The following is a 26,885-nucleotide window of genomic DNA, read 5'->3' as shown; positions in this document are numbered from 1 at the left end:
CTGGGCGATAAGAGGTGCATCTTACGCCGTGAAGCGGACGGTGGCACAGGCCATGATCCGCTTACACCAGTCATACATCGCTGTTGCATTTCCCCGACAGGCAGTGAGCCCATCTTTTGAAATAAGAATAATTCGCATTATCATCTCGCTCTTTCGCTGATCGGGGCCGGATGGCAGTGCGGCCCGGACAGCGCTCGTTGAACGCAAAGAAGAAGGGAAAGCATGGCTTCGGGGAAGCGCACGTCGCACACACGCATGTCGCAAACGCGCACGTCGCACACGCGCATGTCGCAAACGCGCATGTCGCAAACGCGCACGTCGCACACACGCATGTCGCAAACGCGCACGCAACAATGGCGCAGGATCTGCGCCCACGCGATCATCCACTCCACGCTGGCAGCGGGCATCGCCGGCATCGCACACGCGGCACACGCGGCAGACGCCGACGCGGCGAGCGCAGCGCCAAACCCAACCGCAGCGGCCGACGAATCCACCCAGCTCGCGCCCGTCAAGATCACGGGCAGCAAGACTCAGGGCTACGCGCCGCAAACCGTCGAGACGGGTCAATACCGCGGCATGGATGCGCTCGATGTGCCGGCCACGGTGAACGTCGTTACGCGCTCGGTCATGGACGCCCAAGGCGACACCGGCCTCTACGACGCGCTGCGCAACGTCGCGGGCGTGACGCGCCAGCAGCTCAACGGACTCGCGTACGACAACCTCTCGGTGCGCGGCATCCCGCTCGACAATCGCTCGAGCTTCTACCTCGACGGCCTGCTTCCCATCGACAACAACATCTGGATGCCGATGGAGAACAAGGAGCGCGTGGAAGTGCTCAAGGGGGCGTCCGCGCTGTACTACGGCTTCGGTGCGCCGGCGGGCATCGTCAACATGGTGATGAAGCGCGCGGGCAGCGAGCCTGTCACGAGCATTTCGGTGCTCGGCGACTCGAACGGTTCGATCGGCGTCGCCGCCGACATCGCGCGCCGCTTCGGCCCGAGCGACCAGTTCGGCATCCGCGTGAACGCGATGGACGAGCACGTCGAAACGCCCATTGACGGGAATCGCGGCTACCGCAAGTTCGTGAGCGCCGCGCTCGACTGGCGCGTGAACGACAAGCTCAAGCTGCAATACGATCTCGAGCACATCGAAACGCGCATCGTCGAACAGGCGGGGATTGCGCCGCTTACTGCCGTGAGCGGCAAGATCACGCTGCCCGCCATGCCCGACCCCTCGAAGCTGCTCGTGCCGAACAACAGGCCGACCACGGCGAGTGCCACGTCGCAGCTCGTGCGCGCCGACTATGCGTTCAACGACCACTGGAGCGCGATGCTCTCGCTCGGCCAGTCGATCACGCGGCGCGACCGCTGGGCCTGGGTGTTCCAGAAGTACAACGTCGCGACCGGCGCGGGCACGCTGCAGGGCAGCCAGCAATATGGGCAGATGTACGAGAACAAGAACGTGCGCCTCGAAGTGAACGGCGACTTCAAGACCGGACCGTTCACGCATACGGTCACGACCGGTGTCGTGCAGAACTGGCTGTTTCAGCCGGACTTCACGACGTACACGTATACGGCGGCGCAAAACCTCTACGATCCCATCGACATCACGACGCTCAAGCAAAGCGGCAGCGCGCGGCAGTTCTACGCGCAGCACGTGCGCAACAGCGGCATCTATCTGTTCGACCAGATCGACATCACCCCGCGCCTGCAAATCGTGGCCGGCGTGCGCCGCTCGGAGTACATGACCTCGCAGGCCGGTACACCGAGTTCCGATATCAACCACACGTCGCCGTCGGGCAGCATCACTTACCGCATCACACCGCAGACGAGCGTCTACGCGAGCTACGTCGAGGCGCTCGAATCGGCGGGCAGCGCGCCGGCCACGGCCGTCAACGCGAACCAGATCCTGCCCGCGGCGGTGAGCCGTCAGCAGGAAGTGGGCGTGCGCACGCGCCTCGCCGGGAATACGCTCGTATCGCTTGCGCTCTTCAACCTCAAACAGGCCAGCGCCGAAACGAATGCCGACAACGTCTATGTGATGGACGGCAACGCGCGTTATCGCGGCGTGGAGTTTTCGGTGCAGGGCGATGTGACGAAGGACGTTTCGCTCACGGCATCGGCCGTTTATCTCGACGCGAAGCAGATCGATTCTTCCGACCCGACGCTCGTCGGCAAGACGCCGGAGAATACGCCCCACGTCACGGCGAGCCTGTTTGCCGAATATCGCGTGCCGGTGCTCGCGGGTCTTTCGGTGAATGGTGGCATCTACTACGTGGGGCCGCGCCAGGTGAACAACGCGAACCAGGCGCAGATCGGCGGTTATACGCTGTTGACCGCGGGCGTGCGTTACGCGACGCGCGTGTACGGCAAACGCGTTTCGGTGCAGGCGAATCTGGAGAACGCGGCCAACCGGCGCTACTGGAGCGCGGCGGGGTCGAATCAGCTGGGCGTGGGACTCGGACGCACGCTCGAATTGACTTCAACGCTGGAGTTTTAAGCGTCGGCGCGAGGCTTCAAAAAATCTTCACACAGGGCCTTCAAAAATGCGCGACGAGTCGATACAATGGCGACCCTTCGAGCCCACGAGGCGAGAGTGAACGGGATCTAACGAGTCCCGGGTCGTATTGGATTGCCGACGTGGTGAAATTGGTAGACACGCTATCTTGAGGGGGTAGTGGCGAAAGCTGTGCGAGTTCGAGTCTCGCCGTCGGCACCAAAATTGAATTCAGAATCTTGCGCTGAAACTGCGTGGTGATACTGGAACGAATTGCATTCGCGCGCTTGTGCTGCGAATGGCGCAAGAGAGCCGGCTCATGAGCCGGCTTTTTGCTTTTGCGGGCAATCTTAAGGACTCCAGTATAGTTCATGGCGAGCGCGAGAGTGCTTGCGAGGTTGTGTGCGCCGCGTATATAATCGCCGCTCTTCGAGCAGGTCCATTAGCCGACATTGCTCGATTCTGCGTCATCCCACTGGCGCGGAAGTCGTTCTGTACGGGGGTATAGCTCAGCTGGGAGAGCGCTTGCATGGCATGCAAGAGGTCAGCGGTTCGATCCCGCTTACCTCCACCAACAGAACGCGCGGCCTTCGGGCACGTTGCTTCATCATCCTGATTCACTTCCCCACGCCGCATCGAAATTCACGCAGCCATTTTCAATGGATCGCCTTCGCGCGCGCACCGTTCACAGCGGCAACGCATGCGTCGACAGAATCTCCTTGAGCACCATGAAGCTGCGGACCTGCCGCACGCCCGGCAAATACAACAACTGCTCTGCATGCAGCTGGTTGAAGCTTTCGTTGTCGCGCGTGCGCACCAGCATGAAGTAATCGAATTCGCCGGTCACGACGTGGCACTCCACGCAGCCTGAAACCTTCTGGGCCGCTTTCTCGAATGCGGCGAACGCTTCGGGTGTCGAGCGGTCGAGCACGAAGCCGATCACGACGAGCATGCCTGCGCCGAGCGCCTTCGGATCGAGCAGCGCGACGATTCCGCGTATCAGCCCCAACTCCTTGAGCCGTTCCACACGCCGCAGGCACGCGGGCGCGCTGAGCTTCACTTTGGCCGCGAGGCTGACGTTGGAAATCGATGCGTCCTGCTGCAAATGCCGGAGGATCGCGCGATCGATGCGATCCAATGCGGGTGGCTCATGCGGTGTAGCGGGAGAGCGTCTGGTTAATTTCATTGCGTCCTTAAGCCGTTTTACAAATTAAAAGTGTTCAGAAGTCAGCGCGAATGCTTTAAACGTAGGTCGTCGATATTTTTTTAGCAAGCTCATTTCGCGGCAACGCGCCTAACATTTCTCCATCGGATTGCGCGTATCAGGCGCGTACCGACCGTTGACCACGCCCCGCATGAGCCGACCTCCCGGAGATATTCGATGAACCTCCAGCGTTTCTCCCGTTATCCACTTACGTTCGGACCCACGCCCATCCAGCCGCTCAAGCGCCTGAGCCAGCATCTGGGCGGCAAGGTCGAGCTCTACGCGAAGCGCGAGGACTGCAACAGCGGGCTCGCGTTCGGTGGCAACAAGACGCGCAAGCTCGAGTACCTGATTCCCGACGCGCTCGCGCAGGGTTGCGACACGCTGGTCTCGATTGGCGGCATCCAGTCGAACCAGACGCGTCAGGTTGCAGCCGTCGCCGCGCATCTCGGCATGAAGTGCGTGCTGGTTCAGGAGAACTGGGTCAACTACTCCGATGCCGTCTACGACCGCGTCGGCAACATCCAGATGTCGCGCATGATGGGCGCGGACGTGCGGCTCGTGCCAGACGGCTTCGACATCGGCATTCGACCGAGTTGGGAGGAAGCGCTCGAGAGCGTGCGTGCGGCGGGCGGCAAACCGTATGCGATACCGGCGGGCTGCTCGGAGCATCCGCTCGGCGGCCTCGGTTTCGTGGGCTTTGCCGAGGAAGTGCGGGCGCAGGAGGCGCAACTGGGCTTCAAGTTCGACTACATCGTCGTGTGCTCGGTGACGGGCAGCACGCAGGCGGGCATGGTGGTCGGCTTTGCGGCGGATGGCCGGGCGGACCGCGTGATCGGCATCGACGCTTCGGCGACGCCGGAGAAGACGCACGCGCAAATCACGCGCATTGCGCGTCATACCGCCGGGCTCGTCGATCTCAGCCGCGATATCAGCGAAAAGGACGTGATTCTCGACACGCGTTACGGCGGCCCGGAGTACGGGTTGCCGAACGAAGGCACGCTGGAGGCGATTCGCCTGTGCGCGCGCCTGGAAGGCGTGCTGACCGATCCCGTGTACGAGGGCAAGTCGATGCACGGCATGATCGACAAAGTGCGCCGCGGCGAATTCGAGCCGGGGTCGAAGGTGCTGTACGCACATCTGGGCGGTGTGCCGGCGTTGAGCGCGTACAGCTTCATCTTCCGCGACGGCTGAGTTCAAGCGTGGGTTTGCTGGCGCGCGAGGCGGGCGCCACGGACTTTGACTTTGATCACGGCGTGCAGGGCGAAGCGCATCGACAATGGCGCCCTACACGTCGTGGGAGTGCCGGGCCCTGTTGCCTCTCCTGCGAACTCCGCGCCGGGCTTCTTAGCCCGGCGTTTTTTTTGGCGGGATTCGAATCGATCTGACAAGAGCCGTTCAAGCGACTTCATTCGGGCAAGCATCAACGAGCGGATAACCTGACGTTGTTGAAAGGCGCTACGACATGAGGACGTAAGCGGTTCGACGGCTGCGGCGTTGGCGACCGTCGTCGGAATGCGGCCGTAACGTGAAGCACTTCACGCATAAGGAGTGCTGTGTAGTGTTTGATTAACGCGGTGGGTGCCACCACAATCATGAGGTCAGGTCGAGAACAAGCGCCGAGTGACTCCCGGACTGACGGGCGGCTCCCTCCGCGTTCACCCCCAGGGAGCACGTAGCGTATTCGCACTCCGGCTTCTGGATTGGAAGCGAAAATGGCTACCATTCGGGACACTTCCAGATTCGGCCTCTTCCTGTACACCGGAATGGTTGCCCTGGCGTATTTCGCCGGTGCAAAGCTGGGCCTTTCGTATGCGGTAGTGGGCGGTGCAATCTCTCTCGTATGGCCTTCCAGCGGCATCGCTCTCGTTGCGCTGCTCGCACTCGGCATCGAAGTCGCCCCGGGGATTGCCGTTGGGTCCTTCCTCGCCAACGTGTCGGGCGGCGTGCCTGCAGCCGTGGCCGCGGCGATAGGCATCGGCTCCATGGCCGGACCGTTGACGGCGGCGCTATTGCTCAACCGCGCGACACGATTCCAGATCACCCTCGCGCGCATCAACGATGTGCTGGCCTTCATCGCCCTCGCTGCGGTGACGAGTACGGCAGTCAGTGCGCTGGTCGGCACGACCGCCCTGCTGGGAGGGGGACTCGTGCCTGCCGCCGGGTACCCCGCAGCCTTTCTGAAATGGTGGCTCGGCGACATGATGGGGGTCCTCGTCGTGGCGCCGGCCCTGTGCAGCTTCCTCACGTATTCGAACCCTCTCCGGTCCGCACGGCGGATCATGGAAGCGTGTGGAATGATTGCTGCGACCTTTTGGGTGAGCTACCTCATCTTCGGTGCCCCGCAACTTGCCGGGCACGGCTACTACCCTGCAGCGCTCGCGATTTTTCCATTCGTTATCTGGGCGGCGCTGCGCTTCGATCGCCTGGGCGCCAGCATCGTGACGCTGATGGTCTCGGTCGTGGCTATCTGGGGCACGACCCACGGCACGGGGCCGTTTGCTGCCGAATCTGCTGTGGACAGCCTCGTGAGGTGGTGCGCCTTCGCGAACGTCGTGGCGGCGACGGGACTGTTGCTGGCGGCGGCACGCGCCCAGGAACGGGGCGCCCATGACCTGCTGCAGGCGGCCCACATCGAACTGGAGCGACGCGTCGAGGAGCGCACCGAAGACCTGGAGAAGGCAAACAACGAGCTAACAGAGGAGATGGAGCGACGCCGTTTGCTGGAAGGGGAATTGATCCGGATCGGCGATCAGCAGCAGAGACTCATCGGCCAGGAACTGCACGACGGACTTGGGCAACACCTGACCAGCCTGGGACTGTATTGCGCGGCCTTGAATCAGAAACTGCAGACCCAGGGCCACCCGGCCGCCGCCGACGCCGCTATCGTCGTCGGCCTGGTGAAGCAGGCGTCCCTGATGACCCGCAGGATTGCCCATGGCCTCGATCCGGTCGCGATGGAATACGGTGGACTTGCGGACGCACTGCATGCGCTGGCTGAGACGGCAGGCGCGCTCAACGGCGTGGATTGCAAGCTGCGGATCGCGCCGGATGTGGACTTGCTGGACCCGCTGCTGCAGATCAACCTGTACCGAGCCGCACAGGAAGCCGTCAACAACGCGCTGAAATATTGTCATGGCCACCGCATCTGGATCGACCTCGAGCGGGCGGGCGGTCTGCAGACGCTTTCGATCAGTGACGACGGGGTAGGCATCGGACCGGAAGAAATGGAGCGTGCCGCGGGTCTTGGACTGCACAACCTGCGTCACCGGGCGAGCCTTCTGGGTGGCTCCTGCACCGTGACCCGCAATGGCTTGGGCGGCACCACCGTCGCCATTAGCTATCCGCTACCGGAGGGTACTGGCCATGCAGAGGAAGTGCGCTAGCCCAGGCCGTGCGACTCAAATCCTGATCGTGGATGATCACCCCATCATCCGGGACGGGATGACGCTCTTGCTCAATCTGCAAGAGGATCTGCACGTCTGCTGTGCAGCGGGCAGCGCCGAAGAAGCGCTCGCGGCAATGGAGTGTCTGCCCGACATGGCCATTGTGGACATCAGTCTGCAGACGGACTCCGGCCTCGAACTGGTCAAGACGCTGCGGCACCGCTATCCGGATCTGGCAATCCTTGTCCTCAGCATGCATGACGAAAGCTTGTTTGCCGAACGCGCACTGCGCTCCGGGGCAAACGGGTATCTGATGAAACTCGAGGCCACGGAGCATGTCGTGAGCGCCATCCGCGAAGTGCTGGCGGGCAATATCTACATGAGCGCCGCCATGCACGAGAAGCTCGCGCGGGCAATTGCCGTTCCACACAAAAGGCCCGAGGGCCAAATTGCGAACCTTTCAGAAAGGGAATTCGAAGTTCTGCACCTGATCGGACTCGGCTTCAGCACCCGCGATATCGCAGAGAAGCTGAGCCGGAGCGTGAAGACCATCGAAGCGCACCAGGCCAATATCAAGGAAAAGCTGAGCATCCGCAGCGGCAAGGAACTGACGCGCTTCGCAATTCAGTGGATCGAGAACCAATAGGGCTGAGCCTGCCCGCTGAATAAGGCAATCCCCTAGGCTCTTTTAGGACGGGCGCCTGTTTCATGCACATGGGGCCGGCGCTTACAGTCGTATCTACCCAACACCGAGCACTCTGCCGCCGGTGCGTTTGCCGAAGCCGTACAACAGCAAGCGCATGGCGATGCGAGCCTGCGCGACGCTCGCCGTCGCCTCCCTCGAGCGCGGATCGTTTGCATATGTTCAATCCAGTCGTGATCAAGGCAGGGGGTTCGCTTTGAGCATGACCTTGTTCGTTACAGGAGGAAATCAGCGGAGTTGTGCGGCCAGCTCGCTTGAACGCACCCTGCTTCACTGCATCGATGGGTCGTTGACGCCGGTTGCATACAAGAAGGCTTGTCGAACCGTACGTGGCAATCGTTGGAGGTAGCTCATCATGAAATACCTTGCTCAAACTGTCGTTATCCTTACTATCGCGGCTGCTCCGGTTCTCTCGTTCGCACAGTCGAACGGCCCCGTGACGACTGAACAGGTTCGCGCCGAGCTCGTTCAGCTCGAACAGGCTGGCTACCACGTCGGTGACGGCGACAATGCAAGCTATCCAGCTGATATCCAGGCTGCCGAAGCACGTGTGGCCGCGCAGAACGGCGGGAGCAGTTACGGCGGGATGGTCAGCGGATCGTCAGCGTCCGGCGCGCCAGCGGCGGCCATTACCGGTTTGAAGCCGGTTTACTTCGGTCAGTAAGACACTGCGTTGACGGACTGTCTTGCGCGGTCTCGCAGCACTTCGCACTAACGCATCACACGTTACGCGAAAGCCCCTCTCCCGAATCGAGAGGGGCTTTTTGATTGCTTCGCGGAGTTTGGGGGAGAGAAGGCAGGGATCGTCTAGGCGAGCAGCAGCAAGGCGTCCGCGAGCGAGAGTACCGTGGTGCGCGAATCGAATGCGGTGGAGAACAGGTGTTCATGTACCACCGGATCCGGGTCGTAGCAGCAGTCCTTGACCGTGTACAGGCGGAAGTCCGCGTCGCTTGCATACGCGACCGACGACAGCACAACACCGGTCGATGCAATGCCGACCATGATCAGCGAATCGATACCGTGTGCGAGCAGTCGCGCCTGCAAATCGGTGCCGAAGAACACACTGGCCCGGTGGGCAACGATGACCGGTTCGCCAGCCCGCTGGCCCAGCTCCGGCGAGGTCTGGTCGTCGACGAAGCGACCGAGTTGCTTGATTCCTTGCCCGTTCTTGTTCAATGGGCTGACTTCCGGATAGCCCGGACTGAAGCGGAGGTTGGCGAAATAAACGCTGACGCCTTTGGTCCGCGCCGCGTCGCAGAGCTTGCGCGTATTGGCAAGCAAGGCCGGCGCGACCGAAGGAAAGAGCCCGAGAATGTCGGTCTGATAGTGCATGACGAGAAGCGCGGTTTGGGCCGGCGCGATTGCCGGAATCGACTCCATTCACAATTCTCCTGTCTTTCGACACGCGGTTCCTGTTCACGACGCGAGAACGTCGAACGCGGAGAATCATCCATTGGCAAAACGACGCTCCGCTGCCGCGGAAATAGTACTTTATGTCGTCACGCATGGTTAGCCATGCAGACGAAGTATCGTCTGCGTGTCATCCTCAAGCCCGAGAATGGGCGTTGACCAGGCTTCGATCGGGCCGGCTTATGCCTGTTGCATGATGTGCGCTTCCGAGGCTGCGACGTCGGCCCGAGCGTGGGAGAATGCATGGTCGAGTTGGACTGGACGCCATAACCTGCGGTGGGTGGCGCGCGTGGTTTGTTTTGCTGTGTGTTTCCTTCACCGGGCATACGCGGCCCGACTTTCGAGCGAGTGCAAATCATGCACCAGGACCTGATCAACGCCTTGACCATCATTGGCGCCATTTCCCCCGTCGGTCGCCTGAAAATCGAAACTAAATTGCGCGATCTGTCGCAGCAGGAACAATTGCAGATCGTCGCCTTGATCAAAAGCGCCGATAACCTCGCGTACTTCTGGCAGGGCAGCTGGGTGCAGGCGGCGCGCGCCTGGCTGCTGGTGCGTGTGGTCGAGTGGATCTCGCTGGGCTCGTTCGTGCCGCCCAATGACCAGACGCAGATGATCGGGTGGGTCGGGCAGCTGCGCACCATGGCAGAAACGGTGGTGCGCCAGCAGTTGCTCGAGCTGGTCACCGGCCGCGCCACGCTGGATGCACTGGCGCTGGCGCAGTGCAATCTCGACCGGCAGTCATGGCAGCCGAAGGTGGCCTTTACTGAACCGCTGAAGCACAACGATAACAAGTTCTGCTATCTCGTCCATGCCATGCGTCCGAGCACCGGGTTGATCGCGCCGACCAGGGACACGCTCAAAATGCACGAGTACACGGTGAAAAAGCTGGGGCGTTTCATCGAGAAGGGCAGCGACGGCACGCTAACGCTGAAATCGGCCGAGCTTTACCTGACTGCCCCCAGCACGATCGAAGCCGAGATGCTCAGTTGCTCGCTGATCTGCGAAAACCGCAAAAAGCTATATGGCAACTTCAGCTTCGGTTTCATCCTCCAGGCACCGAGCACCAATATCTGTATCGCCAGTCCGAGTGATCTGGCGATTTCCAACTCCCAGGCGCGCGCCGCTGTGCTGGCCATGCAGCCCACGCCTTTGCACCGGCTGGTACAGGTGGACGCCTTCCTGGAGTCGCTGCTTGGCCTGTATCAGCAGCCGCTGAAGTCGCCGTCGCAAATCCTGGCGCTCAGTTCGCCGACCGGGCACAACGAAGTCGTGGTGTTGGGCTTTGCCGGCAAGGAGCGGGTGAAGATCGCCGGCATCTTCATCAAGGTCACCAGCAAGAACATGCTATGGCAGTCCTTCGTGAATGACGATGCCGCGCACTGCCTGCGCGGCATGATTCTGACGTGTGCCGATATGTGTGGGGTGCCTATCGTGCCGATTCAGGACGATAACGACAAATGCCCCGGCTCGGAGATCGGCTTCCACGAATGGCTGGAGGGGAGAAAGGCCTCGCCGAGTCCCGGGAGCAGTCCGTCGATCCAGGCGACGCCTTCGCTGTCGACCGCCGGTTCCTCGTCGCTGGTGCTTGGTGACACGGTTTCGGTCTACCGCGATCGGGACCTTATCCGCGAATACGACATGATCGCTATCCGTCAGGATGCCAGAATGTACTTGCAGCAAGGCATGGCTCCGGAGCAGGTGCATCGGCACCTGCACGATCAAGGTGGGTTGCCGCATCAGGTGGTGGAGCGTGTGCTGGAGTCGCTGGGGCATCGCAATTACATGTGAACGGTGTGGCGCGCAGGGATCTTTGCCGGCCGTTGTGCAGGTTTGAGTCGGTCCGCATTTCGCCTGCCCCTATGACACTGGAAATATCAACAGGGGTACTCATGACAAACAAAGTCTTGCTGATTCCCACGCCGACGGCGGCAATTCGTGCGTCAGGATTGACACACATTGATTTCGCCGATGGTTATTCCGGCCAGGCAGATCGAACCTACGTCGACGCCGAACAAGCCGCGCGCGCCGTGTTCGCCGATCCGCCACACATGGTCCGATGTCTGATGGCCTTGCGCAACGGAATCGTGGCGCCGTTCGGACTAAGGGCAAGTGTTGACTTTAGCGATCGCGGGCTGGGGAAAATTGACGTGTTTCCGATTATTTCAAGTACGGGCACAGAGGTCGTCGTCGGTGGTAACGACAAGCATCTGGATTTTCGGATCTGGATAAGCATTCAACCGAGTCCGAAGGGATCGGAAGTGATGATTTCAACGTTGGTCAAAATCAACAATCTCCTTGGTCGAGCCTACTTGTTTGTCATCATGCCCTTTCATAAGCTCCTGTCTCGCTCGATGCTGCAACGGGCGGTCAATCGGCGCGAGAACGCGTCTTCGGGAGCCATGTAGGTCGAGCGGAAAGTAGCCTGGGCTTGCAGCCAGCATTGAACCACGAAGATCGCATTGTGGCGGCCTCCAGGTGAACCATTGCTTTGCAGGACACGTCGACCATGACGACGCGAACCGGCGAGACTGGCAGGAAAGAAATCGTCGCGGTTCGGCCAATACACGACATTCACCGGGGGCAACGCCGACACCGTCGTTGCCCCAACCGGTCAGTCAATCGTAGGCAAGACGAACCGTTCATTGAACGTAAGATTGACGCCCACGAGCGGTCCGCCGGTTTGCTGGAGCCTGCCGCCAGCCGCGAGGGAGCCGAGATCGAGGCTGTAGAAACCGATCTCCTCGATCAGGTCGCTCACCCGCTTTTTAGCGTCCGCATCGTCCCCGGACACGAAGAACGCGGTCTTGCGCTTCAACGGCGAAAAGTCCGAGATCCAGGACATCGGAACCGTGTTGAACGCCTTGACGACCTTCGCTCCCGGCGCGAGATCGGCGACGATCTCGCTCGACGTGCGACCGGTGGTGTCGCCTAGCGTCAAAGGCTGAATGCTGGCAACGCGGTTGGTCGTATCCACCAGGATCCGGCCCTTCCAGTTGCCGACTGAAAACAACGCTGCCTGCACGTTCCACCATTTGGTGGCAAGCACGACGAGGTCCTGCTCGGCAGCCTCCTGCGCCGTTCCGGCGGCGGCACCGGAACCCAATTCCGCCACAAGCCCGGCGAGCGACTCAGGCCCACGCGAGTTACTAAGTACAACCTGGTGACCAACTGATAGAGCGTGTCTGGAGATCGTCTGTGCGACAGGGCCGGCGCCGATAAAACCAATTTTCATTTCGAAATCCCTTGCTGTCATGGGGTTGATTGTTCGTGGGGTGCGATCCAGCAACCGCACTCAACGTACAACCCATGCTAGCCATGTTACTTGCAAAATACAAGTAAACCTGGAAAATTCACTTGTATCATGCAAGCGATGTTAAGATCCAGTCATGAAAACGACGTGCAAAGAAGACGTGCGGTCCCATTGCGCAGTGAACTACGGCGTGGAGATCTTTGGCGACAGGTGGTCGCTCCTGATCGTCCGCGACATCGTTTTCACTGGCAAGAAAACGTATGGCGAATTCCTGAAATCGGAAGAAGGCATCGCGACCAATGTCCTGGCTTCCCGCCTCGCCTTTCTTGAGGAGCAGGGAATTCTCGCGAGGGCGCCTAACCCCGACGATAGACGGAAGGACTTCTACACTCTGACCGAGAAGGGTCTGGATCTCATCCCCGTCCTGCTCAACATCGTTCTTTGGAGCGCGAAGCACGATTCGAAGTCGTACATGCGGCGACAGAAGGAGTTCGTTGCTCGATTGAATCGAAGCCCCCTGGAGGTGAGCGAAGAGATGAAGTCGTTGGTCCGCAACGGCGGGTGTTTCTTTCCCGAGGGCGAGCGGTAAGCAAGACGGCAGGTGCGCCCTGTAGTGGTTGGACCCTGGAAGCGGCCGCTACAGCTTGGGTAGGGTGATCGTCCGCTTCGGATCGACTACGGGCGCCCGCTCCGGTCCGCAATATTCTTTTCGCATACTGCGCATGCCCGCGACGATCATCGCACTCGATGACGGCACTCCCCGCGGCCACTTTCGCCGTTTCGGCGCAGGCCATATGCGATGATGCCAATACTCCTTACATTTGCGCATCGCCATGCCATCCTCCAGCGCAACACGAACTACATCGCTTGCGCTCAACAGCGTGGCCACCATACTGGCTTCGATGTTTTGCTTTGCCGTGGTGGATGCACTGGCGAAGACGGTCGCGCTGCAATATCCCGCCAATGAAGTCACGTTCTTCCGAATGCTCTTCGGTCTGGTGCCCGCTGTGGCGATGTGCTGCCGGGGACGCCGTTCACTAACGGAGCGCCTCGCCAACATCGACATCAAAGGGCAGACTGCGCGTGCGCTGACGCTCCTCGGCGCATCGGGACTCTTCTTTGCCGGCTTACCGTACGTCCCATTGGGAGAAGCGGTTGCACTCGCGTATTCGGAAACGCTCATCGTGATCCTGCTCGCCCCTTTGATTTTGCGAGAGCGATTGACGGGAAGTGGCGTCGCCGCGGCGCTCGTCGGATTCTGCGGTGTGCTGCTCGTGGTGCGCCCGGGTGGCGGTCAGTCAAGCTGGCTCGGTCCGATGTTCCTTCTCCTCAGCGCTTTCTTCGGGGCGCTCTCCATCGTCCAGATCAAGCGCATACGATCTACCGACGACTCGGCGACGACGGTTCTGTTTTTCACCCTCGTAGGGACGGTCGTTACCGGTCTTACTGTCGTGTTCAACTGGCGCACCCCATCTGTGGAGGCGCTCTTGATCATGGCACTCCTTGGCGCTTTCGCGACCGCAGGTCAGATCTTGATGACGGTCGCTTTCCGCCAGGCGGACGTCGGGAAGCTCGCCCCGTATAACTACACGAGCATCGTCTGGGCGGCGCTATTCGGTTACGTCATCTGGGGCGAGCTGCTTCAGCCCCTGTCCCTCGTGGGTATGGCACTTATCGTCGGCAGCGCCATTTCGGTCTCGGTTGGCCGGAAAGACAAGGAGGGGCCGCTCGCCTGATGAGTCATGCGCCGGCGTTCGGCCAGGAGGTATGACGTCGGGTGGAAGAGGTGCATACTGCATTTTTCCCAAATGAATATGCACAGTATGCACGCCGCTCTGAGACGCCTCGATCTGAACCTGCTGCTCGTGTTCGACGCCCTCTATCGCCACCGTAGCGTGGCGGCGGCGGCCGACGAACTCGCCCTGAGCGCGTCTGCGTGCAGTCACGCGCTGTCGCGCCTGCGCGGCACGCTGGGCGACGATCTTTTCGTGCGTTATGGCAGTGCGATGCAGCCCACGGCGCTCGCCGACCAGATTTCGCAGGCCGTCGCCGACGCGCTTCGCCTTCTCTCGGACAATCTGGGCTCGGCGGGTCCGTTCGTCCCGGCGACGAGCACGCAGACGTTCACGCTTGCGGCCACGGACTTCACCGCGTTCGCGCTGTTGCCGGGCTTGATGGCGCGGCTACAGGCGCTTGCGCCTGACTTGCGGGTGAACGTCGTGTACTCCAGTCACCGCGATTCGTTGGAAGATCTCGCGGCGGGCCGGGCGCATTTCGCACTCAGTTTCGCCGATGCGGATAGCACGTCGTGCGAGGGAGTGGAGTCACTGGACTGTTTCACCGATGAGTATGTCGTCGCCGCGCGAAAGCCTCATCCGCGCGTTTCGGATTCGCTGTCGATCGAGCAGTATCTGCATGAGAAGCACGTGGCCGTGCTGCCGTGGACGAGTTCGGGCAGTGTGATCGACGCGGCGCTGATGAAAAGCGGCTATCGTCGCCGGGTCGCGGTCCAGTTGCCGAGTCTGATGGCCGCGCCGTTCATCGTGGCCAACACCGAGCTATTGCTCACGCTGCCGCGACGGGCCGCCGAACAGCTGAGCAAGGCCACGCCCCTCGCTATTTTCCCGACACCCTTCGAAAGCCCCGGTTACACCCTCAGGGTCTACTTCCACATTCGGCACGCGGGTATCGCCGCTCATGCATGGATGCGCGAACAGTTGATTCGTGCGCTCGATGAGGGGCACGACCTGAAGCCGCCTTCGAAGCGAGGCAAACAATGAACTGCATAGCGTGCAGCCCGCGCTGAAGACAATTCAGCACAGGGATTCGTCCCGGATCTTATGATCCGGGATTGCTATTTTGCTGATCGACGCCTTCCATGACGAACGACATCCACTTTCGCGCGGCCTCGCCAGCCGACGCTGACCGCTGCTACGAAATCGAGATCTCCGCCTACGAAGGCGACGAAGCGGCAACGCGGGAGAAAATCGCGACGCGTATCGCCCAGTACCCCGAAGGTTTCCTCGTCATGGAACGGGGCGGCCGGATCATCGGCTTCATCAACTCGGGGTGCGCCTACGATGTCGTGATGTCGGACGAAGCGTTCAAGGAGCTCGTCGGACACGACGCAGCGGCGCCAAACGTCGTCATCATGTCCGTCGTCGTCGACCCCGCCGAGCAAGGCAAAGGCTACTCGACGCTGCTGATGGAGACTTTCGTTGACCGCATGCGAGCGCTGGGCAAAGCCACCATCCACCTGATGTGCAAGGATCGGCACGTCGATCTGTACCGCAAGTTTGGCTACGAGTACGTGAGGCCGTCCGCATCCGACCACGGCGGCATGGCGTGGCACGAGATGATCCTCGTGCTCTGACTCAGCGATTCTGCTCGGACACCTCTCCGGCATCGGCATCGGTCGCGCGCGCATCGTTGCGCGAAACCCCCGCGTTCCCGGCTGACGCTGTTGCCGCGCCCGTCTCTGCCGGCGGCATCGGTCCAGCCGCCTCGTCGCCGAGCAAGGGGCGCTCGGGGTGCACGAACAGCCATAGCAGCGCTCCGCAGGCGGCCGCCGCGCCGATCACGATCATGCCGCTCGCCCAGCTATGCGTGACCTTGACGATCAACGCCAGCGTCATGGGGCCCGCGACGTTCGAGAGGGCGCCCCACACGTTCGTCCAGCCCGACATGACACCGGCAAACGCGCGCCCGAGATCCTGCGTGGCCGACCACACGACCACCTGCACGAATCCCACCGCGGCAAAGGACAGGCACAGCAAGCCGATGACCATCGCGATCGAATCCGCGCGCGAAGCCGCCGTCAATGCGAGCGCGCTCACGACGAATCCGGTCATTGCAACGGGCGTGCGCGCCCGATAGATCGAGCCGGTCTTTCGAAGCAGCCAGTCGCTGAACGCGCCCGCGACGAATACCGCCACGAACACGGCAACCCAGGGCAACGATGTGTACAGACCCATCGCCTTGAGCGAGAGTCCGCGCGCACGCATGAGGTAGGTCGGCAGCCACGTCGTATAGAAGCTCTGGATCAGCACCAGCAGGAAGTACTGGACACCGAAGACCCAGAAGCGCCACTGCCTCAGGCAGCGCCTGAGCGCACCCCTGGCCGCCACGCGCTCGGGTGGCTGGCCGGCTGCGATGGACTCGACCTCTGCCTTCGTGATGAGCGGATGTGCGGCCGGCGTGTCGCGGTAGCCGAACCACCAGATCGCGCCGAGCAGCAGGCCCAGTGCGCCGAACCCGAAGAAAACGGCATGCCAGCCGAAGCGCGCGATGGTCCACGCCGTGAGCGGCGCCGAGACGATCGGGCCGAGATAGAGTCCCGCGAGCAGCAGGGCGTTGCCTTTTGCGCGCTCGCGGGCCGGAATCCAGCGCTTGAGTGCGACGACACTGCTCGACCAGTCCGCCGACTGCGCCCCGCCCAGCACGAGCCGGCAGCCGAAGAGCCAGGCGAACGAGGTGCCCAGCGGAGTGGCGAGCATCATGAGCGACCAGAGCGTGCTCGTGCCGAACAGCACCTTGCGCGACCCGAAGCGTTCGGCAGCGCGGCCGGCTGGTATCTGCCCGATTGCATAGGCCCAGAAGTAGATCGTGAGAATCATCGACATCTCGACGATCGACAGGCCCAGTTCGTTCTGGATCGTCGGGGCCGCGACAGCCATGGCCGTGCGGTCGAGCGTCATCACGAACGTCAGTGGCGCAACGAGCAATGCCACGATCTTCCAGCGGAGATGGTTCACGGTGTGCAACATCCCTTGTATGAGAGACCGCGAATTACGCCTCGCGGTCGGCGTGATCGGGATCGGCGGCTTCGAACCCTACTGGATCGCGCTCGGCCCACTGACGCGCCCAGGCCAGCAGCGGCTGCAACGCGGCCAGAAGATTCCTGCCTTCGGCTGTCATCCGGTAACCGCCGTCGCCATGCTCGACGAGACCGGACGCCCGCATTTCCGCGAGCCGCGTATTGAGCAGGCGGGCATTGGTGTCGCACGCTTCCTGGAGCGCGCGAAACGTCAGCGCCTCGCCGCGAAGTTCCCACAGGATCCGCAGTGCGGTACGCCGCCCGAGCAGGTCCAGCACGACCATGATCGGCCGTCCGGTGGTCGAGCCGCGTACGGGTTGTCCTGGCCGTGGAATTTTCATGCTTTACTTTTTAAAGCATCGAATCCAGGCTGTCAACCGGTGAGCGCGGAACGTGCGATGCGTCGATCCAGCGCTATGCATGATGCGAAAAGCGCTGGCCGAGTTCGCGCAACCACGTGAGAAAGGTGTTGATCGCAGGATCGTCGAGGCGTGCTTCGCGGACATAGCTGCAGTAGCGCCATGCCGGTAGGGCGGGGCCGTCGAACGGAAACACGAGACGGCCCTCTTTGACGTCGAGCGCGACCAGTGCGGTAGGACCCATTGCGATGCCCAGACCGTCGATGGCGGCTTGCAGGGTCAAGTAAAAGTGATCCAGTTGCTGGGAATGGCGCGTGGCAAGGCCTGGGTGGCCGCTCGCCGCAAGCCATTCCGCCCAGAGGCCGGGATAGGTCGCCGTGTGCAGCAGGGTATGGTGCGCCAGGTCCGCAACGCGGCGTATCGGGTGAGACTCCAGCACCCTGGGTGAACACACCGGCAGCCGGACTTCCGATAAAAATTCCTTGACCGCATACCCCGCCGACTTCTGCTCGCTGCCGCGAATCGCCACGTCGCACTCGTCGCCGAGCTTTTCGATGGGCTCATCCGAAGTCGTCAGCCGGACTTCCACCGCCGGATTGCTCAGCTGGAAGCTGGAGAGCTGCGGCAATAGCCAGCGCAACGCGAACGTCGTTGGCGCGTTGACCCTCACGATCTGCGCGCGCGTGGCCCGAAGCTGCTCACTGGTGGCCAGGGCGATGCGATCCAGCGCCGCCGATACCTCGGCCAGGTAGGCGCGCCCCGACGCGGTCAAGACGACCCTGCGGCCGCGACGCTCGAACAGGTCGAGTCCAAGCCAGTCCTCCAGTTGCCGAACCTGTCGGCTAACGGCCCCGTGCGTGACGCAAAGCTCCTCGGCCGCCATGGAAAAACTCTCCGCGCGTGCGGCGGCTTCGAATACGCGCAGGGCGTTCAACGGCGGCAGACGACGCGACATCAGCCCAAACTCCTATGTGACTTTTCCTGACAAGTCCCGTGAGTTTACATCGCTTTTCGTCGCCGAGGCGTAGCCCTATATTGAGCCCCTTTGCAGCAGTTCCGGTTCTGGATCTGTTCGATTAACTCACCAGGGGAAATCTCGCATGTCGAATGTCGTCGTGGTCGGCGCGCAGTGGGGCGATGAGGGAAAGGGCCGGATCGTGGACTGGCTCGCGGAGAAGGCGGATATCGTCGTCCGTTACAACGGTGGCCACAACGCCGGGCACACGCTGGTGGTGGACGGCCGGACCTACAAGCTGGCGCTGCTGCCCAGCGGCGTCGTGCGCGGGAAGCTGGGCCTGATCGGCAATGGCGTCGCGCTCGACCCCGAGGCGCTGTTCGCGGAAATCGACCGTATGGCGGCGCTGGGCGTGCGCGTCACGCCGGAGGTGCTGCAGATCGCCGAGACGGCCACGCTGGTCCTGCCGGTGCATCGCGCGCTCGACGCTGCCCAGGAACGGATGCGCGCGAAGCCGCTCGGCACGACCTTGCGCGGCATTGGTCCGGCATACGAAGACAAGGTCGGGCGCCGCGGCCTGCGCGTGTGCGACCTGGCCGAACCGGAACTGCTGGCCCAGAAGCTCGACGTTCTGCTCGAGCACCACAACGCCTGGCTGCGCGGCTCGGGCCAGGCGCCATTCCCGCGCGAGCCGATGCTGAGCGGCCTGCTTGCCATGGCGCCGCGCATCCTGCCGTTCGTGGGCCGCGTCTGGGAGCAGCTCGACCACGCCCATACGTCGGGCAAACGCGTGGTATTCGAAGGCTCGCAGGCGGTCATGCTCGACGTGGATTGGGGCAGCTACCCCTACGTGACGTCTTCGAGCACCGTTGCCGCCGGCGCGGCCAGCGGCGCCGGCATCGCGCCGTCGCAACTGGGGCGCGTGCTTGGCGTCAGCAAGGTCTATGCGACGCGGGTCGGCGAAGGCCCGTTCACGTCGGAGCTGGACGGCGCGCTCGGCGACGTGCTGCGGCAGCGCGGCGGCGAGTACGGGGTCAACACGGGTCGCCCGCGCCGCTGCGGCTGGCTGGACACCGTGCAACTGCGTCAGAGCTGCAAAGTCGCGGGCATCAACCAGCTCGCGCTGACCAAGCTCGATGTGCTCGATGGCTTCGAGTCGGTGCAGCTCTGTGTGGGCTATCTGCTCGATGGGGAGCGCATCGACTACATGCCATCCACGAACGCCGAGCAGCAGCGCCTGCAGCCGGTTCTCAGGCGCTTCGATGGCTGGGCCGGTTCGACCCGGGGCATCCGCTCCTGGGGCGACCTGCCGCCACAGGCAGCGGCGCTGATCGAAGCGATCCAGAACGAAGTCGGCGTGCCCGCGGCGATGGTCACCACCGGTCCTGAGCGCGACGATGCGATTGTCCTGCAGTCCCCATTCGCGTAATGCCCGAATGTCGGCCTAACCTTCGCCGGCCATCCTCGAACGGATCTCGGCAGCCGAGAGGTCGCGCTGATGGGTGGCGATCTGCCAGGTGTTTCCCCACGGATCCCTGACCATCGCGCGCCTGTCGCCGTATGGCAGGTCGGCCGGAACCTCGAGCGAGACCGCGTTTGCCGCAATCGCGCGCTGATAGGTCGAATCGGTGTCCTGAACGTAGACGTACAGAAATGCCGGCATCGGCTCGCGCAGGCCGTCCGAGCCGCTCACCATCACGACGGAATCGCCGATCCTGATTTCGGCAGGCAGGCCGTCGCGGAACGCGCCCTGCGCCTGAAACACCGTCTTGATGAAGGCGACCAGGTCCTCCGCGTCGCGTACGACGATTCGCGGCGTGACGGTATGCCATCCATCGGGCTGAAAATTGGCCATGTCGGGCAGCCTCGCAAGAGATTCGCCCGAGCATTGTCCGCCGCGTGCCCGGTTGGCGCTAGCCGCGTTTGCGCAGCGGCTCGAGCAAGCCTTTCAAGCCGTTATGGTCCAGCTCCTGCATGAGCGCGAGCAGACGGCCGATCTCGCCGGGCGGGAACCCTTCGCGGGCGAACCAGTTGAGGTAATGCCCCGGCAGGTCGGCGATGAGCCGGCCCTTGTATTTACCGAAGGGCATGGCGAGGGTGACAAGGCGTTCGAGGTCTTGGGCTTGCATGGCGGTATTGTGCACGCCCTCGCGTTTGCGCGCGAATGCTACCGGGCGCGAAGCTCGGACGGATCGAGGAAAAAGTCCCGGTTGCCGGCCATGCGCTCGACCATGAAGTCGATGAACGTCTTCACACGCAGGGACTGTTCGGTTCGATGCCGGTAGTAGATAAAAATCGTGCCGTATTCGGTGACGTGCTGCATCAGCAACGGAACGAGTCGTCCGCTTCGGATATGCGTCGTGGTGTTGAAGCTGCCCAACTGCCCGATGCCGAGACCCGCAAGCACCGCCTGCGTTTCCAGTTCGGTGTCGTTCACGCAGATGGCGGCGGGCACGTCGCGATAGACGATCTCGTCGCCGACACGGAACTGCCACTGCGCGAGCTTGCCCGTATTGGCGCGCCGGTAGCCGGTGCAGCGATGTTGCGCGAGTTCTTCGATGGTCTGCGGCGCGCCGTTGCGCTCGATATATTCCGGCGATGCGCACACGATCAGCTGAATCGGCACCAGCCGGCGCGCGATCGAGCCGCCCGCAGGCGGCGGTCCGCCGCGAAACCCCACATCGGAGCGGTCGGTCACGAGATCCGTGAACTGATCGTCGAATTGCACTTCGAGTTGCACGTTCTGATAACGCTTCTGGAATTCCTCGAAGTACGGCCACAGGACCGGCAGCCCGAAGGCGCGCGGCGCGCTCACGCGCAGCATGCCGGCCACGTCTTCTTTCGAGCGCCGGGCCTCGTCGAGCGCGGACGAGAGAATGGCGAGCGCCGGCTCCACGCTTTCGAGAAGCCGTTGACCCTCTTCCGTGAGGCTCAGCTTGCGGGTGGTCCGGTGAAAGAGCCGCACGCCCAGTTCCTTCTCCAGCTGCATCACCGCATGGCTCGCAGCCTGCGGCGAGATGCCTTGATCGACCGCCGCGCCACGCAGGCTGCCGAGCGCCGCGGCACGGACGAACGTGGTGATCGCACGAATCTCGTTCATTTCCGGAGCGCCCCATTCGCAAATAAAAGTTGATTATCTCGCCAGTAATATACGGCTAGTTTGTGTCAATCGCCGCGCCTACCATGGCATCACCTCATCACACACGTAGGAGAGACATCATGGCTGACGCTCAACAAGGTGGTTTCAAGCGCGTATGGTTCATCACTGGCGCCTCGCGTGGCATCGGCGCCTTGATCGCCGAAGCGGCGCTCGCGGACGGCAACGCGGTCGTGGCCGCCGGACGTAACGTCCGGGCCATCGTCGAGCGTCTTGGGGACTCGGCTGCGTTGCTGCCGGTCGCGCTGGACGTCACCGACGAGGCGCAGGCAAAGGCGGCAGTGCAGGCGGCGGTTGAAAAGTTCGGCCGCGTCGACGTGCTGGTCAACAATGCCGGCTTCGGTCTGCTGGGCGCAGTGGAAGAATCCGCCGACAAGGACGTGCGCCGCATGTACGACACGAATGTATTCGGCCTGCTGAACGTCACGCGTGCGGTGTTGCCGACGATGCGCGCCAACCGCTCGGGTCACGTGATCAATATTTCATCGATCGGCGGCTACCGCGCCGCGGCCGGATTTGGCGTGTACTCGTCGACGAAGTTCGCCGTCGAAGGCATTACGGAAGCGTTGCATGCCGAGTTGAAGCCGCTCGGCATTCACGCGACCGTGGTCGAGCCGGGCTATTTCCGCACCGACTTTCTGGACGCTTCCTCGCTGCTCGTCGCGCCGGACGTGATCGACGACTACGACGAAACCTCGGGCGCCGTTCGCCGCAAGGCCGTGCAAATGAATCACAACCAGCCCGGCGATCCGACGAAGCTGGCCGCCGCCTTGATCACGCTGGTCGACGCGTCGAACCCGCCATTGCGCCTTCCGCTCGGCACGGACACGCTCGCCGCCATTGCCGCGAAAAACGTTTACGTGACGCAGGAAATGCAAACGTGGCAGGCGCTGTCGGCATCGACCGACTTCCCTGCCTGAGTGCCCTGGCAAGTCGACCTGCGGCCCGTGCCGTTCCTCACGGCGTCCCGTTTGCGCAATGCGCGGCAAACCCGGGCCGTTCGGCCAGCCGTTCGAAATAGGCAGAAACAGCCGGCAAATGCGGATGCTCGAACGGCGTGCCGAACCAGCGGTTCACCGACAACCCGACGGGAATATCGGCAAGCGAGAATTGCGCGCCGGCGACGAACGCGCCGGTCGCCTGCAGCCGCGCGTCGAGAATGCGCATGTGCCGGGCCCAGTTCTCGATGGAAAGCGCGATTTCGCCGGGTGTCTGGTGAGCCGGCGACACTCTGACCCGGGCGAGAAATGCATAGCTCCACGAACGGTTCAGGTCGGTCGCCTGCCAGTCCATCCATTGATCGACGCGAGCCCGCTCAACCGCATCGGCAGGATAGAGATGCGCGCCGCCATAGCGCGACGCCAGATAGCGGATGATGGTGTTCGACTCCCACAGAACGAAATCGCCATCTCTGATGACCGGCACGAGCGCGTTGGGATTCAAGGCGAGGAACGCCGGCGTATGCGTCGAGCGAAGGCCCGAGCCCCAATCCTCACGCTCGAAGGGGAGGTTCAGTTCGACACAGGTCCAGAGCACCTTGCGAACGTTGATGGACGATGCTTTGCCGAGGATGTTGAGCATATCGAAAGGAAAAAGAGGGGGCCGCGCCCGTGCACGATACGTCATGCATGTGGCCGCGGCCATGTACAGTTCCCCGAACCTGCGCCGCTCCAGTTCCCGGCAACGCTTGCAATCCGCACGCAAGCGGTGCATGGTTCAACGACTTCCCCCGGCTCGAACCAGGAGACTCAACGATGTCGCTCGCGCTATATGGTCATCCGTTTTCCTCGTACACGCAGAAGGTGCTCATCGCGCTGTACGAGAACGACACGCCTTTCGAGTTCCGCGGCGTCGGTCCGGATTCGCCCGAGCATACGGCGCAGTGGCTGCAACGCTGGCCGCTGCGCAAGTTTCCGGTGCTCGTGGACGGCGAGCGCAACGTTGCGGAAACCAGCATCATCATCGAATACCTGCAGCTCGCGCATCCCGGGCCGGTGCGCCTGCTGCCCGCCGATCCCATGGCCGCGCTCGACGTGCGCTTTCTCGACCGCTTCTTCGACCTGCACGTCATGACGCCCGTGCAACGCGCCGTGGACGGCGCGTTGACCGGCGACCCGGCGCGGCGCGACGAAGGGCGCGCCTTCGCGGAGGAAAAGCTCGAACTCGCCTACGCATGGCTCGAAGGCCACCTCGCTGGCAAAACGTGGGCGGCGGGCGAGGACTATACGATGGCCGACTGCGCCGCGTCTTCGTCGCTTTTCTACGCGGACTGGACGCATCGCATCGCCCCGGCGTATCCCGTGCTGCGTGCCTATCGCGAGCGCCTGCTCGCGCGGCCCTCCTTCGCGCGGGCCGTGAACGAGGCGCGGCCGTATCGTCCGCTCTTTCCGCTCGGTGCGCCGGATCGCGATTGAGAACGCAATTTCACTAAGGGATGCGAAGTATACGGGGCAGCATTGTGAAAGAGGCTTGCGCGATGCCATGCAAGCCTCTTTCGCTTTACAGACAGCGGAATCAGCCCACCGAAGGCTCCCCTTCGCCGGACTGCTTGCCGGGGCGGTCGGCGGGCGACTGCTTGCGCGACTTGTCATCGCGTTCGGGCATGGCGCTGCGCTGGTCGTCGCTGTGCTCGGTGTGTTTCTGCTGCGGTTTTTCGCTGGCCTGGCTGGCGCCATGTTCATCGGGCTTTGGGGTGCTGGCGGTCATCGTTCCTCTCCCGTTCCGGTAGACCCGCCTGACCCCGCAAGGCCCGCGCCCGGCGCGTGAATCGGCCCTAAGCGCTTTCGCGCTCCTTGAGCCGTTTGCGGTGCGCGGCAACTTTCGCGCGATTCCCGCAGATCGCCATGCTGCACCAGCGGCGCGCGTGCCCGCGCGTGTGGTCGGCGAACAGCAGCGTGCATTTCGGGCCTTCGCAGGCTTTCACGTGCGTGAAGTCCTGCTCGCAGACGAGTTTCGCCAGCGCCTCGGCAATGGGCATCAAGAGCGATTCCGGCGTATTCCAGCGGCGATTCACGCGGTATTCGAACGCCGCCGCGCCCTCACTGCCGGCCGCAACGACTTCGCCATAGCGGTCGTCACGCGCAAGCAACTCGTTGAGCGGCGCGAGTTCGCCCAGATCGGCGCCAGCGAGCGGCCGACCTTTTCTTTCCCGCACGAAGCGCCTGAACCATTCGCGTAGCGCGCGCGCCTCGCCCGCCACGGCGTCGAACTCACCCGCGGTGAACTGCGCGCGCAGGGCGGCAAGCACCGGTGCGGCGACCATGCCCGCCTGTTCGAGCCAGGACAGCAAACCTTCGCCGTCGGCGATCCAGTCGATCGGCACGTCTACCGGTGTAGCAACCGAGTTCAGGAAGTCGAGCCCCGGCGCGTCGGCCACGAATATCGCCGGTATGGGACGGAAGTCCATTTTCTTGCCGCAAAAGGGTAATCAGGGTGCATTCAGTGTAACCACACAAATCGTACTTGACAAGTTACATCTCTGGTGAGTAACCTCTAAAACATCATCAATACGGTTACACAAGGAGCGAAGCATGTCTCACGGCAAAACGAGCGTGGTGCTGGCGCACGGCGCCTGGGCGGATGGGTCGAGCTGGAGCAAGGTGATCGAGCGGCTGAACCGGTTGGGCATCGACGCCGTGGCGGCGCCGCTGCCGCTCGCATCGCTCGGGGACGACGTGGCGGCGCTCGAGCGCACGCTCGAACGGGTCGAGGGGCCGGTCGTGCTGGCCGGCCACGCGTACGCGGGGGCCGTGATCGGCGCCACGCGTGCTGCGAACGTCGCGGCGCTGGTGTACGTGGCCGCGCTCGCGCCCGACGAAGGCGAAACGGTGGCCGACGTGTTCTATCGCGGCAAGACGCACCCGCAGGCACCGCAACTCGCGCCCGACCGGCACGGCTGGATCTGGCTGCCGCAGGAGGCGTTTGCGAACGCGTTCGCGCAGCACGCCACCGCGCACGAGGCGGCGGCGCTCGCCGCGATCCAGCGCCCGATTGCGGCGGCGTGTATTGGCGAAGCGGTGGCGCGGCCGCTCTGGAGAGACCGGCCGGCCTGGTTTCTCGTCGCGGGCGAGGACCGCATGATCGATCCCGATACGCAGCGCTTCATGGCCAGCCGGATGAACGCCCAGATCCGCGTCCATGAAGTCGATCACACGCCAAGCGTCACGGCGCCCGATGCCGTGGCCGAGGTCATTGCCGAAGCCGTTCGGTCCGTCTCTTCGCGCTAAACGCGCGGTTTTCCGTTCACCTCTGGAGGAATCCATGCCTGCCATTGCCTACCGCCGTGCCGATGTCGACGGCTTCAACGTGTTCTACCGGGAAGCCGGGCGCGTCGGCGCGCCGAAGCTCCTGCTGTTGCACGGCTTTCCGAGTGCCGGCCACATGTTCCGCGACCTCATTCCGAAGCTGGCCGACCGCTTTCATATCGTCGCGCCGGATCTGCCGGGCTTCGGTCAATCGGACCTGCCGGACCGGGACCAGTTCGCGTACACGTTCGAGAACATCGCGAAGGTGATGGGGCGCTTCACCGAGCACATCGGTTTCGACCGGTTCGCGGTCTACGTGTTCGACTACGGTGCGCCCACGGGCTTTCGCCTCGCGCTCGCGCATCCCGAGCGCATCACGGCGATCATTTCGCAAAACGGCAACGCCTACGAGGAAGGCCTGAGCGACGGCTGGAATCCGATTCGCGCCTACTGGCAGGACGCGTCGCCGGCCAATCGCGAGGCACTGCGTGCGATGCTCTCGCGCGAAGCGACGATCTGGCAATACACGCACGGCGTGCCCGATGCGTCGGCGGTGTCGCCGGACGGCTATTCGCTCGACGACTACTATATGAACCGCCCCGGCGCGCACGAGATCCAGCTCGATTTGTTCCGCGACTATCGGAACAACGTCGCGCTCTACCCCGAGTTTCAGGCGTATTTCCGCACGCATCGGCCGCCGTTTCTCGCCGTGTGGGGCAAGAACGATCCGTTCTTCCTGCCTCCGGGCGCGGAGGCATTCAAGCGCGACTTGCCGCAAGCCGTGGTGCGCTTTTTCGACACCGGCCACTTCGCACTGGAAACGCACGCCGACGAGATCGCCACGGCGATCACGGAATTTCTCGGGTGATGGTTGGCAATACTGATCGAATGAGGAGCGGGAA

Annotated in this window: 29 protein-coding genes and 2 tRNA genes; 18 read left to right on the top strand and 13 right to left on the bottom strand. The window is 62.8% G+C overall.

Features of this window, described 5'->3' with window-relative positions:
- Positions 1–21 precede the first annotated feature (21 nt).
- Positions 22–324: a pentapeptide repeat-containing protein gene (locus AB4Y35_RS19865; RefSeq protein WP_368705586.1), complete on the bottom strand. Its 303-nt coding sequence runs from the start codon at positions 322–324 to the stop codon at positions 22–24.
- On the opposite strand from AB4Y35_RS19865, the gene AB4Y35_RS19860 reads away from it, so the two are divergent.
- From AB4Y35_RS19860 to AB4Y35_RS19850, 3 genes are all read left to right on the top strand, one after another.
- Positions 223–2,499 carry a TonB-dependent siderophore receptor gene (locus AB4Y35_RS19860; RefSeq protein ID WP_368705585.1) on the top strand — a complete coding sequence of 759 codons (2,277 nt, stop codon included), beginning with the start codon at positions 223–225 and terminating at the stop codon, positions 2,497–2,499. The two genes, AB4Y35_RS19865 and AB4Y35_RS19860, sit on opposite strands and share 102 nt — an antisense overlap.
- Before the next feature lie 134 nt (positions 2,500–2,633).
- Positions 2,634–2,718 (top strand) — tRNA-Leu (locus tag AB4Y35_RS19855).
- A gap of 276 nt (positions 2,719–2,994) precedes the next feature.
- Positions 2,995–3,070, top strand: a tRNA-Ala gene (locus AB4Y35_RS19850).
- Positions 3,071–3,181: 111 nt separating this feature from the next.
- Here AB4Y35_RS19850 and AB4Y35_RS19845 read toward each other — a convergent pair.
- Entirely contained in the window at positions 3,182–3,682 is a 501-nt protein-coding gene (locus AB4Y35_RS19845; protein ID WP_368696230.1) for an Lrp/AsnC family transcriptional regulator, read from the bottom strand.
- Between the two features lie 195 nt (positions 3,683–3,877).
- Here AB4Y35_RS19845 and AB4Y35_RS19840 point away from each other — a divergent pair, with 195 nt between their 5' ends.
- From AB4Y35_RS19840 to AB4Y35_RS19825, 4 genes are all read left to right on the top strand, one after another.
- Entirely contained in the window at positions 3,878–4,894 is a 1,017-nt protein-coding gene (locus AB4Y35_RS19840) for a 1-aminocyclopropane-1-carboxylate deaminase (protein ID WP_368705584.1), read from the top strand.
- A 521-nt stretch (positions 4,895–5,415) separates the two neighbouring features.
- On the top strand, positions 5,416–7,086 hold the full coding sequence (locus AB4Y35_RS19835) for an MASE1 domain-containing protein (protein ID WP_368705583.1): 1,671 nt from the start codon (positions 5,416–5,418) through the stop codon (positions 7,084–7,086).
- A 28-nt stretch (positions 7,087–7,114) separates the two neighbouring features.
- Positions 7,115–7,732: a response regulator gene (locus AB4Y35_RS19830; RefSeq protein WP_368705582.1), complete on the top strand. Its 618-nt coding sequence runs from the start codon at positions 7,115–7,117 to the stop codon at positions 7,730–7,732.
- Positions 7,733–8,144: 412 nt separating this feature from the next.
- A complete protein-coding gene (locus tag AB4Y35_RS19825; RefSeq protein WP_368696233.1) occupies positions 8,145–8,453 on the top strand; it encodes a DUF4148 domain-containing protein in 309 nt (102 codons plus the stop codon).
- A gap of 143 nt (positions 8,454–8,596) precedes the next feature.
- Here AB4Y35_RS19825 and AB4Y35_RS19820 read toward each other — a convergent pair whose 3' ends face one another.
- Positions 8,597–9,169: an isochorismatase family cysteine hydrolase gene (locus AB4Y35_RS19820; protein WP_368705581.1), complete on the bottom strand. Its 573-nt coding sequence runs from the start codon at positions 9,167–9,169 to the stop codon at positions 8,597–8,599.
- A 387-nt stretch (positions 9,170–9,556) separates the two neighbouring features.
- On the opposite strand from AB4Y35_RS19820, the gene AB4Y35_RS19815 reads away from it, so the two are divergent.
- Both AB4Y35_RS19815 and AB4Y35_RS19810 read left to right on the top strand, forming a co-directional pair.
- On the top strand, positions 9,557–10,990 hold the full coding sequence (locus tag AB4Y35_RS19815; RefSeq protein ID WP_368705580.1) for a hypothetical protein: 1,434 nt from the start codon (positions 9,557–9,559) through the stop codon (positions 10,988–10,990).
- Between the two features lie 101 nt (positions 10,991–11,091).
- Positions 11,092–11,607, top strand: coding sequence for a DUF2867 domain-containing protein (locus AB4Y35_RS19810; protein WP_368705579.1), 516 nt, complete (start codon positions 11,092–11,094; stop codon positions 11,605–11,607).
- 206 nt (positions 11,608–11,813) lie between these two features.
- On the opposite strand, the gene AB4Y35_RS19805 is transcribed toward AB4Y35_RS19810, so the two are convergent.
- Positions 11,814–12,434 carry an NADPH-dependent F420 reductase gene (locus tag AB4Y35_RS19805; RefSeq protein ID WP_368705578.1) on the bottom strand — a complete coding sequence of 207 codons (621 nt, stop codon included), beginning with the start codon at positions 12,432–12,434 and terminating at the stop codon, positions 11,814–11,816.
- A 154-nt stretch (positions 12,435–12,588) separates the two neighbouring features.
- Between AB4Y35_RS19805 and AB4Y35_RS19800 the strand changes: the two genes are divergently transcribed.
- The 4 genes from AB4Y35_RS19800 to AB4Y35_RS19785 all read left to right on the top strand — a co-directional run bounded on the left by AB4Y35_RS19800 (position 12,589) and on the right by AB4Y35_RS19785 (position 15,825).
- Complete coding sequence (locus tag AB4Y35_RS19800; RefSeq protein WP_368705577.1) at positions 12,589–13,041, top strand: winged helix-turn-helix transcriptional regulator; 453 nt, start codon at positions 12,589–12,591, stop codon at positions 13,039–13,041.
- 244 nt (positions 13,042–13,285) lie between these two features.
- Positions 13,286–14,188, top strand: coding sequence for a DMT family transporter (locus AB4Y35_RS19795; RefSeq protein WP_368705576.1), 903 nt, complete (start codon positions 13,286–13,288; stop codon positions 14,186–14,188).
- Positions 14,189–14,194: 6 nt separating this feature from the next.
- Complete coding sequence (locus AB4Y35_RS19790) at positions 14,195–15,232, top strand: LysR family transcriptional regulator (protein ID WP_368705575.1); 1,038 nt, start codon at positions 14,195–14,197, stop codon at positions 15,230–15,232.
- A gap of 98 nt (positions 15,233–15,330) precedes the next feature.
- The gene (locus AB4Y35_RS19785) at positions 15,331–15,825 is read left to right on the top strand and encodes a GNAT family N-acetyltransferase (protein WP_368705574.1); all 495 of its coding nucleotides are present in this window, start codon (positions 15,331–15,333) and stop codon (positions 15,823–15,825) included.
- 1 nt (position 15,826) lies between these two features.
- Here AB4Y35_RS19785 and AB4Y35_RS19780 read toward each other — a convergent pair whose 3' ends face one another.
- From AB4Y35_RS19780 to gcvA, 3 genes are all read right to left on the bottom strand, one after another.
- Positions 15,827–17,206: an MFS transporter gene (locus AB4Y35_RS19780; protein WP_368705573.1), complete on the bottom strand. Its 1,380-nt coding sequence runs from the start codon at positions 17,204–17,206 to the stop codon at positions 15,827–15,829.
- Between the two features lie 34 nt (positions 17,207–17,240).
- Positions 17,241–17,552, bottom strand: coding sequence for a winged helix-turn-helix transcriptional regulator (locus AB4Y35_RS19775; protein WP_342919801.1), 312 nt, complete (start codon positions 17,550–17,552; stop codon positions 17,241–17,243).
- 130 nt (positions 17,553–17,682) lie between these two features.
- Positions 17,683–18,582, bottom strand: a complete 900-nt coding sequence (gene gcvA / locus AB4Y35_RS19770) for a transcriptional regulator GcvA (protein WP_368705572.1) — start codon at positions 18,580–18,582, stop codon at positions 17,683–17,685.
- Positions 18,583–18,727: 145 nt separating this feature from the next.
- Between gcvA and AB4Y35_RS19765 the strand changes: the two genes are divergently transcribed.
- Positions 18,728–20,011: an adenylosuccinate synthase gene (locus tag AB4Y35_RS19765; RefSeq protein WP_368705571.1), complete on the top strand. Its 1,284-nt coding sequence runs from the start codon at positions 18,728–18,730 to the stop codon at positions 20,009–20,011.
- 15 nt (positions 20,012–20,026) lie between these two features.
- On the opposite strand, the gene AB4Y35_RS19760 is transcribed toward AB4Y35_RS19765, so the two are convergent.
- Genes AB4Y35_RS19760 through AB4Y35_RS19750 form a run of 3 tightly spaced genes read right to left on the bottom strand, consistent with a single transcriptional unit; the run spans position 20,027 to position 21,682 of the window.
- Positions 20,027–20,437, bottom strand: coding sequence for a VOC family protein (locus tag AB4Y35_RS19760; protein ID WP_368705570.1), 411 nt, complete (start codon positions 20,435–20,437; stop codon positions 20,027–20,029).
- Between the two features lie 58 nt (positions 20,438–20,495).
- Complete coding sequence (locus AB4Y35_RS19755) at positions 20,496–20,711, bottom strand: DUF3820 family protein (protein WP_028208077.1); 216 nt, start codon at positions 20,709–20,711, stop codon at positions 20,496–20,498.
- Between the two features lie 38 nt (positions 20,712–20,749).
- On the bottom strand, positions 20,750–21,682 hold the full coding sequence (locus AB4Y35_RS19750; protein ID WP_368705569.1) for a LysR family transcriptional regulator: 933 nt from the start codon (positions 21,680–21,682) through the stop codon (positions 20,750–20,752).
- Between the two features lie 119 nt (positions 21,683–21,801).
- Here AB4Y35_RS19750 and AB4Y35_RS19745 point away from each other — a divergent pair, with 119 nt between their 5' ends.
- Positions 21,802–22,659 (top strand): oxidoreductase, encoded by an 858-nt coding sequence (locus AB4Y35_RS19745; RefSeq protein WP_368705568.1) that lies wholly within the window; start codon positions 21,802–21,804, stop codon positions 22,657–22,659.
- Positions 22,660–22,696: 37 nt separating this feature from the next.
- On the opposite strand, the gene AB4Y35_RS19740 is transcribed toward AB4Y35_RS19745, so the two are convergent.
- A complete protein-coding gene (locus AB4Y35_RS19740; RefSeq protein ID WP_368706114.1) occupies positions 22,697–23,320 on the bottom strand; it encodes a glutathione S-transferase family protein in 624 nt (207 codons plus the stop codon).
- Between the two features lie 173 nt (positions 23,321–23,493).
- On the opposite strand from AB4Y35_RS19740, the gene AB4Y35_RS19735 reads away from it, so the two are divergent.
- Positions 23,494–24,153 (top strand): glutathione S-transferase family protein, encoded by a 660-nt coding sequence (locus AB4Y35_RS19735; RefSeq protein ID WP_368705567.1) that lies wholly within the window; start codon positions 23,494–23,496, stop codon positions 24,151–24,153.
- 100 nt (positions 24,154–24,253) lie between these two features.
- Here the strand turns inward: AB4Y35_RS19735 and AB4Y35_RS19730 are convergent, their stop codons facing one another.
- The gene (locus tag AB4Y35_RS19730; protein ID WP_368705566.1) at positions 24,254–24,445 is read right to left on the bottom strand and encodes a hypothetical protein; all 192 of its coding nucleotides are present in this window, start codon (positions 24,443–24,445) and stop codon (positions 24,254–24,256) included.
- 67 nt (positions 24,446–24,512) lie between these two features.
- Positions 24,513–25,145, bottom strand: coding sequence for an ABATE domain-containing protein (locus AB4Y35_RS19725; protein ID WP_368705565.1), 633 nt, complete (start codon positions 25,143–25,145; stop codon positions 24,513–24,515).
- 124 nt (positions 25,146–25,269) lie between these two features.
- On the opposite strand from AB4Y35_RS19725, the gene AB4Y35_RS19720 reads away from it, so the two are divergent.
- Complete coding sequence (locus AB4Y35_RS19720; protein ID WP_368705564.1) at positions 25,270–25,965, top strand: alpha/beta hydrolase; 696 nt, start codon at positions 25,270–25,272, stop codon at positions 25,963–25,965.
- A 34-nt stretch (positions 25,966–25,999) separates the two neighbouring features.
- A complete protein-coding gene (locus AB4Y35_RS19715; RefSeq protein WP_368705563.1) occupies positions 26,000–26,851 on the top strand; it encodes an alpha/beta fold hydrolase in 852 nt (283 codons plus the stop codon).
- Positions 26,852–26,885: the final 34 nt, after the last annotated feature.

The sequence above is a fragment of the Paraburkholderia sp. EG286A genome, assembly GCF_040965375.1.
Taxonomy (GTDB): domain Bacteria; phylum Pseudomonadota; class Gammaproteobacteria; order Burkholderiales; family Burkholderiaceae; genus Paraburkholderia.
This window is presented reverse-complemented; position numbering and strand designations above follow the sequence as displayed.

Coding starts and splice junctions, on each gene's coding strand:
- AB4Y35_RS19720 (WP_368705564.1), top strand. CDS start 25,270: ATGTCTCACGGCAAAACGAGCGTGGTGCTGGCGCACGGCGCCTGGGCG.
- AB4Y35_RS19800 (WP_368705577.1), top strand. CDS start 12,589: ATGAAAACGACGTGCAAAGAAGACGTGCGGTCCCATTGCGCAGTGAAC.
- AB4Y35_RS19730 (WP_368705566.1), bottom strand. CDS start 24,445: ATGACCGCCAGCACCCCAAAGCCCGATGAACATGGCGCCAGCCAGGCC.
- AB4Y35_RS19775 (WP_342919801.1), bottom strand. CDS start 17,552: ATGGTCGTGCTGGACCTGCTCGGGCGGCGTACCGCACTGCGGATCCTG.
- AB4Y35_RS19725 (WP_368705565.1), bottom strand. CDS start 25,145: ATGGACTTCCGTCCCATACCGGCGATATTCGTGGCCGACGCGCCGGGG.
- AB4Y35_RS19790 (WP_368705575.1), top strand. CDS start 14,195: ATGCGCCGGCGTTCGGCCAGGAGGTATGACGTCGGGTGGAAGAGGTGC.
- AB4Y35_RS19755 (WP_028208077.1), bottom strand. CDS start 20,711: ATGCAAGCCCAAGACCTCGAACGCCTTGTCACCCTCGCCATGCCCTTC.
- gcvA (WP_368705572.1), bottom strand. CDS start 18,582: ATGTCGCGTCGTCTGCCGCCGTTGAACGCCCTGCGCGTATTCGAAGCC.
- AB4Y35_RS19820 (WP_368705581.1), bottom strand. CDS start 9,169: ATGGAGTCGATTCCGGCAATCGCGCCGGCCCAAACCGCGCTTCTCGTC.
- AB4Y35_RS19810 (WP_368705579.1), top strand. CDS start 11,092: ATGACAAACAAAGTCTTGCTGATTCCCACGCCGACGGCGGCAATTCGT.
- AB4Y35_RS19785 (WP_368705574.1), top strand. CDS start 15,331: ATGACGAACGACATCCACTTTCGCGCGGCCTCGCCAGCCGACGCTGAC.
- AB4Y35_RS19760 (WP_368705570.1), bottom strand. CDS start 20,437: ATGGCCAATTTTCAGCCCGATGGATGGCATACCGTCACGCCGCGAATC.
- AB4Y35_RS19840 (WP_368705584.1), top strand. CDS start 3,878: ATGAACCTCCAGCGTTTCTCCCGTTATCCACTTACGTTCGGACCCACG.
- AB4Y35_RS19765 (WP_368705571.1), top strand. CDS start 18,728: ATGTCGAATGTCGTCGTGGTCGGCGCGCAGTGGGGCGATGAGGGAAAG.
- AB4Y35_RS19795 (WP_368705576.1), top strand. CDS start 13,286: ATGCCATCCTCCAGCGCAACACGAACTACATCGCTTGCGCTCAACAGC.
- AB4Y35_RS19860 (WP_368705585.1), top strand. CDS start 223: ATGGCTTCGGGGAAGCGCACGTCGCACACACGCATGTCGCAAACGCGC.
- AB4Y35_RS19805 (WP_368705578.1), bottom strand. CDS start 12,434: ATGAAAATTGGTTTTATCGGCGCCGGCCCTGTCGCACAGACGATCTCC.
- AB4Y35_RS19750 (WP_368705569.1), bottom strand. CDS start 21,682: ATGAACGAGATTCGTGCGATCACCACGTTCGTCCGTGCCGCGGCGCTC.
- AB4Y35_RS19845 (WP_368696230.1), bottom strand. CDS start 3,682: ATGAAATTAACCAGACGCTCTCCCGCTACACCGCATGAGCCACCCGCA.
- AB4Y35_RS19815 (WP_368705580.1), top strand. CDS start 9,557: ATGCACCAGGACCTGATCAACGCCTTGACCATCATTGGCGCCATTTCC.
- AB4Y35_RS19715 (WP_368705563.1), top strand. CDS start 26,000: ATGCCTGCCATTGCCTACCGCCGTGCCGATGTCGACGGCTTCAACGTG.
- AB4Y35_RS19825 (WP_368696233.1), top strand. CDS start 8,145: ATGAAATACCTTGCTCAAACTGTCGTTATCCTTACTATCGCGGCTGCT.
- AB4Y35_RS19835 (WP_368705583.1), top strand. CDS start 5,416: ATGGCTACCATTCGGGACACTTCCAGATTCGGCCTCTTCCTGTACACC.
- AB4Y35_RS19735 (WP_368705567.1), top strand. CDS start 23,494: ATGTCGCTCGCGCTATATGGTCATCCGTTTTCCTCGTACACGCAGAAG.
- AB4Y35_RS19745 (WP_368705568.1), top strand. CDS start 21,802: ATGGCTGACGCTCAACAAGGTGGTTTCAAGCGCGTATGGTTCATCACT.
- AB4Y35_RS19740 (WP_368706114.1), bottom strand. CDS start 23,320: ATGCTCAACATCCTCGGCAAAGCATCGTCCATCAACGTTCGCAAGGTG.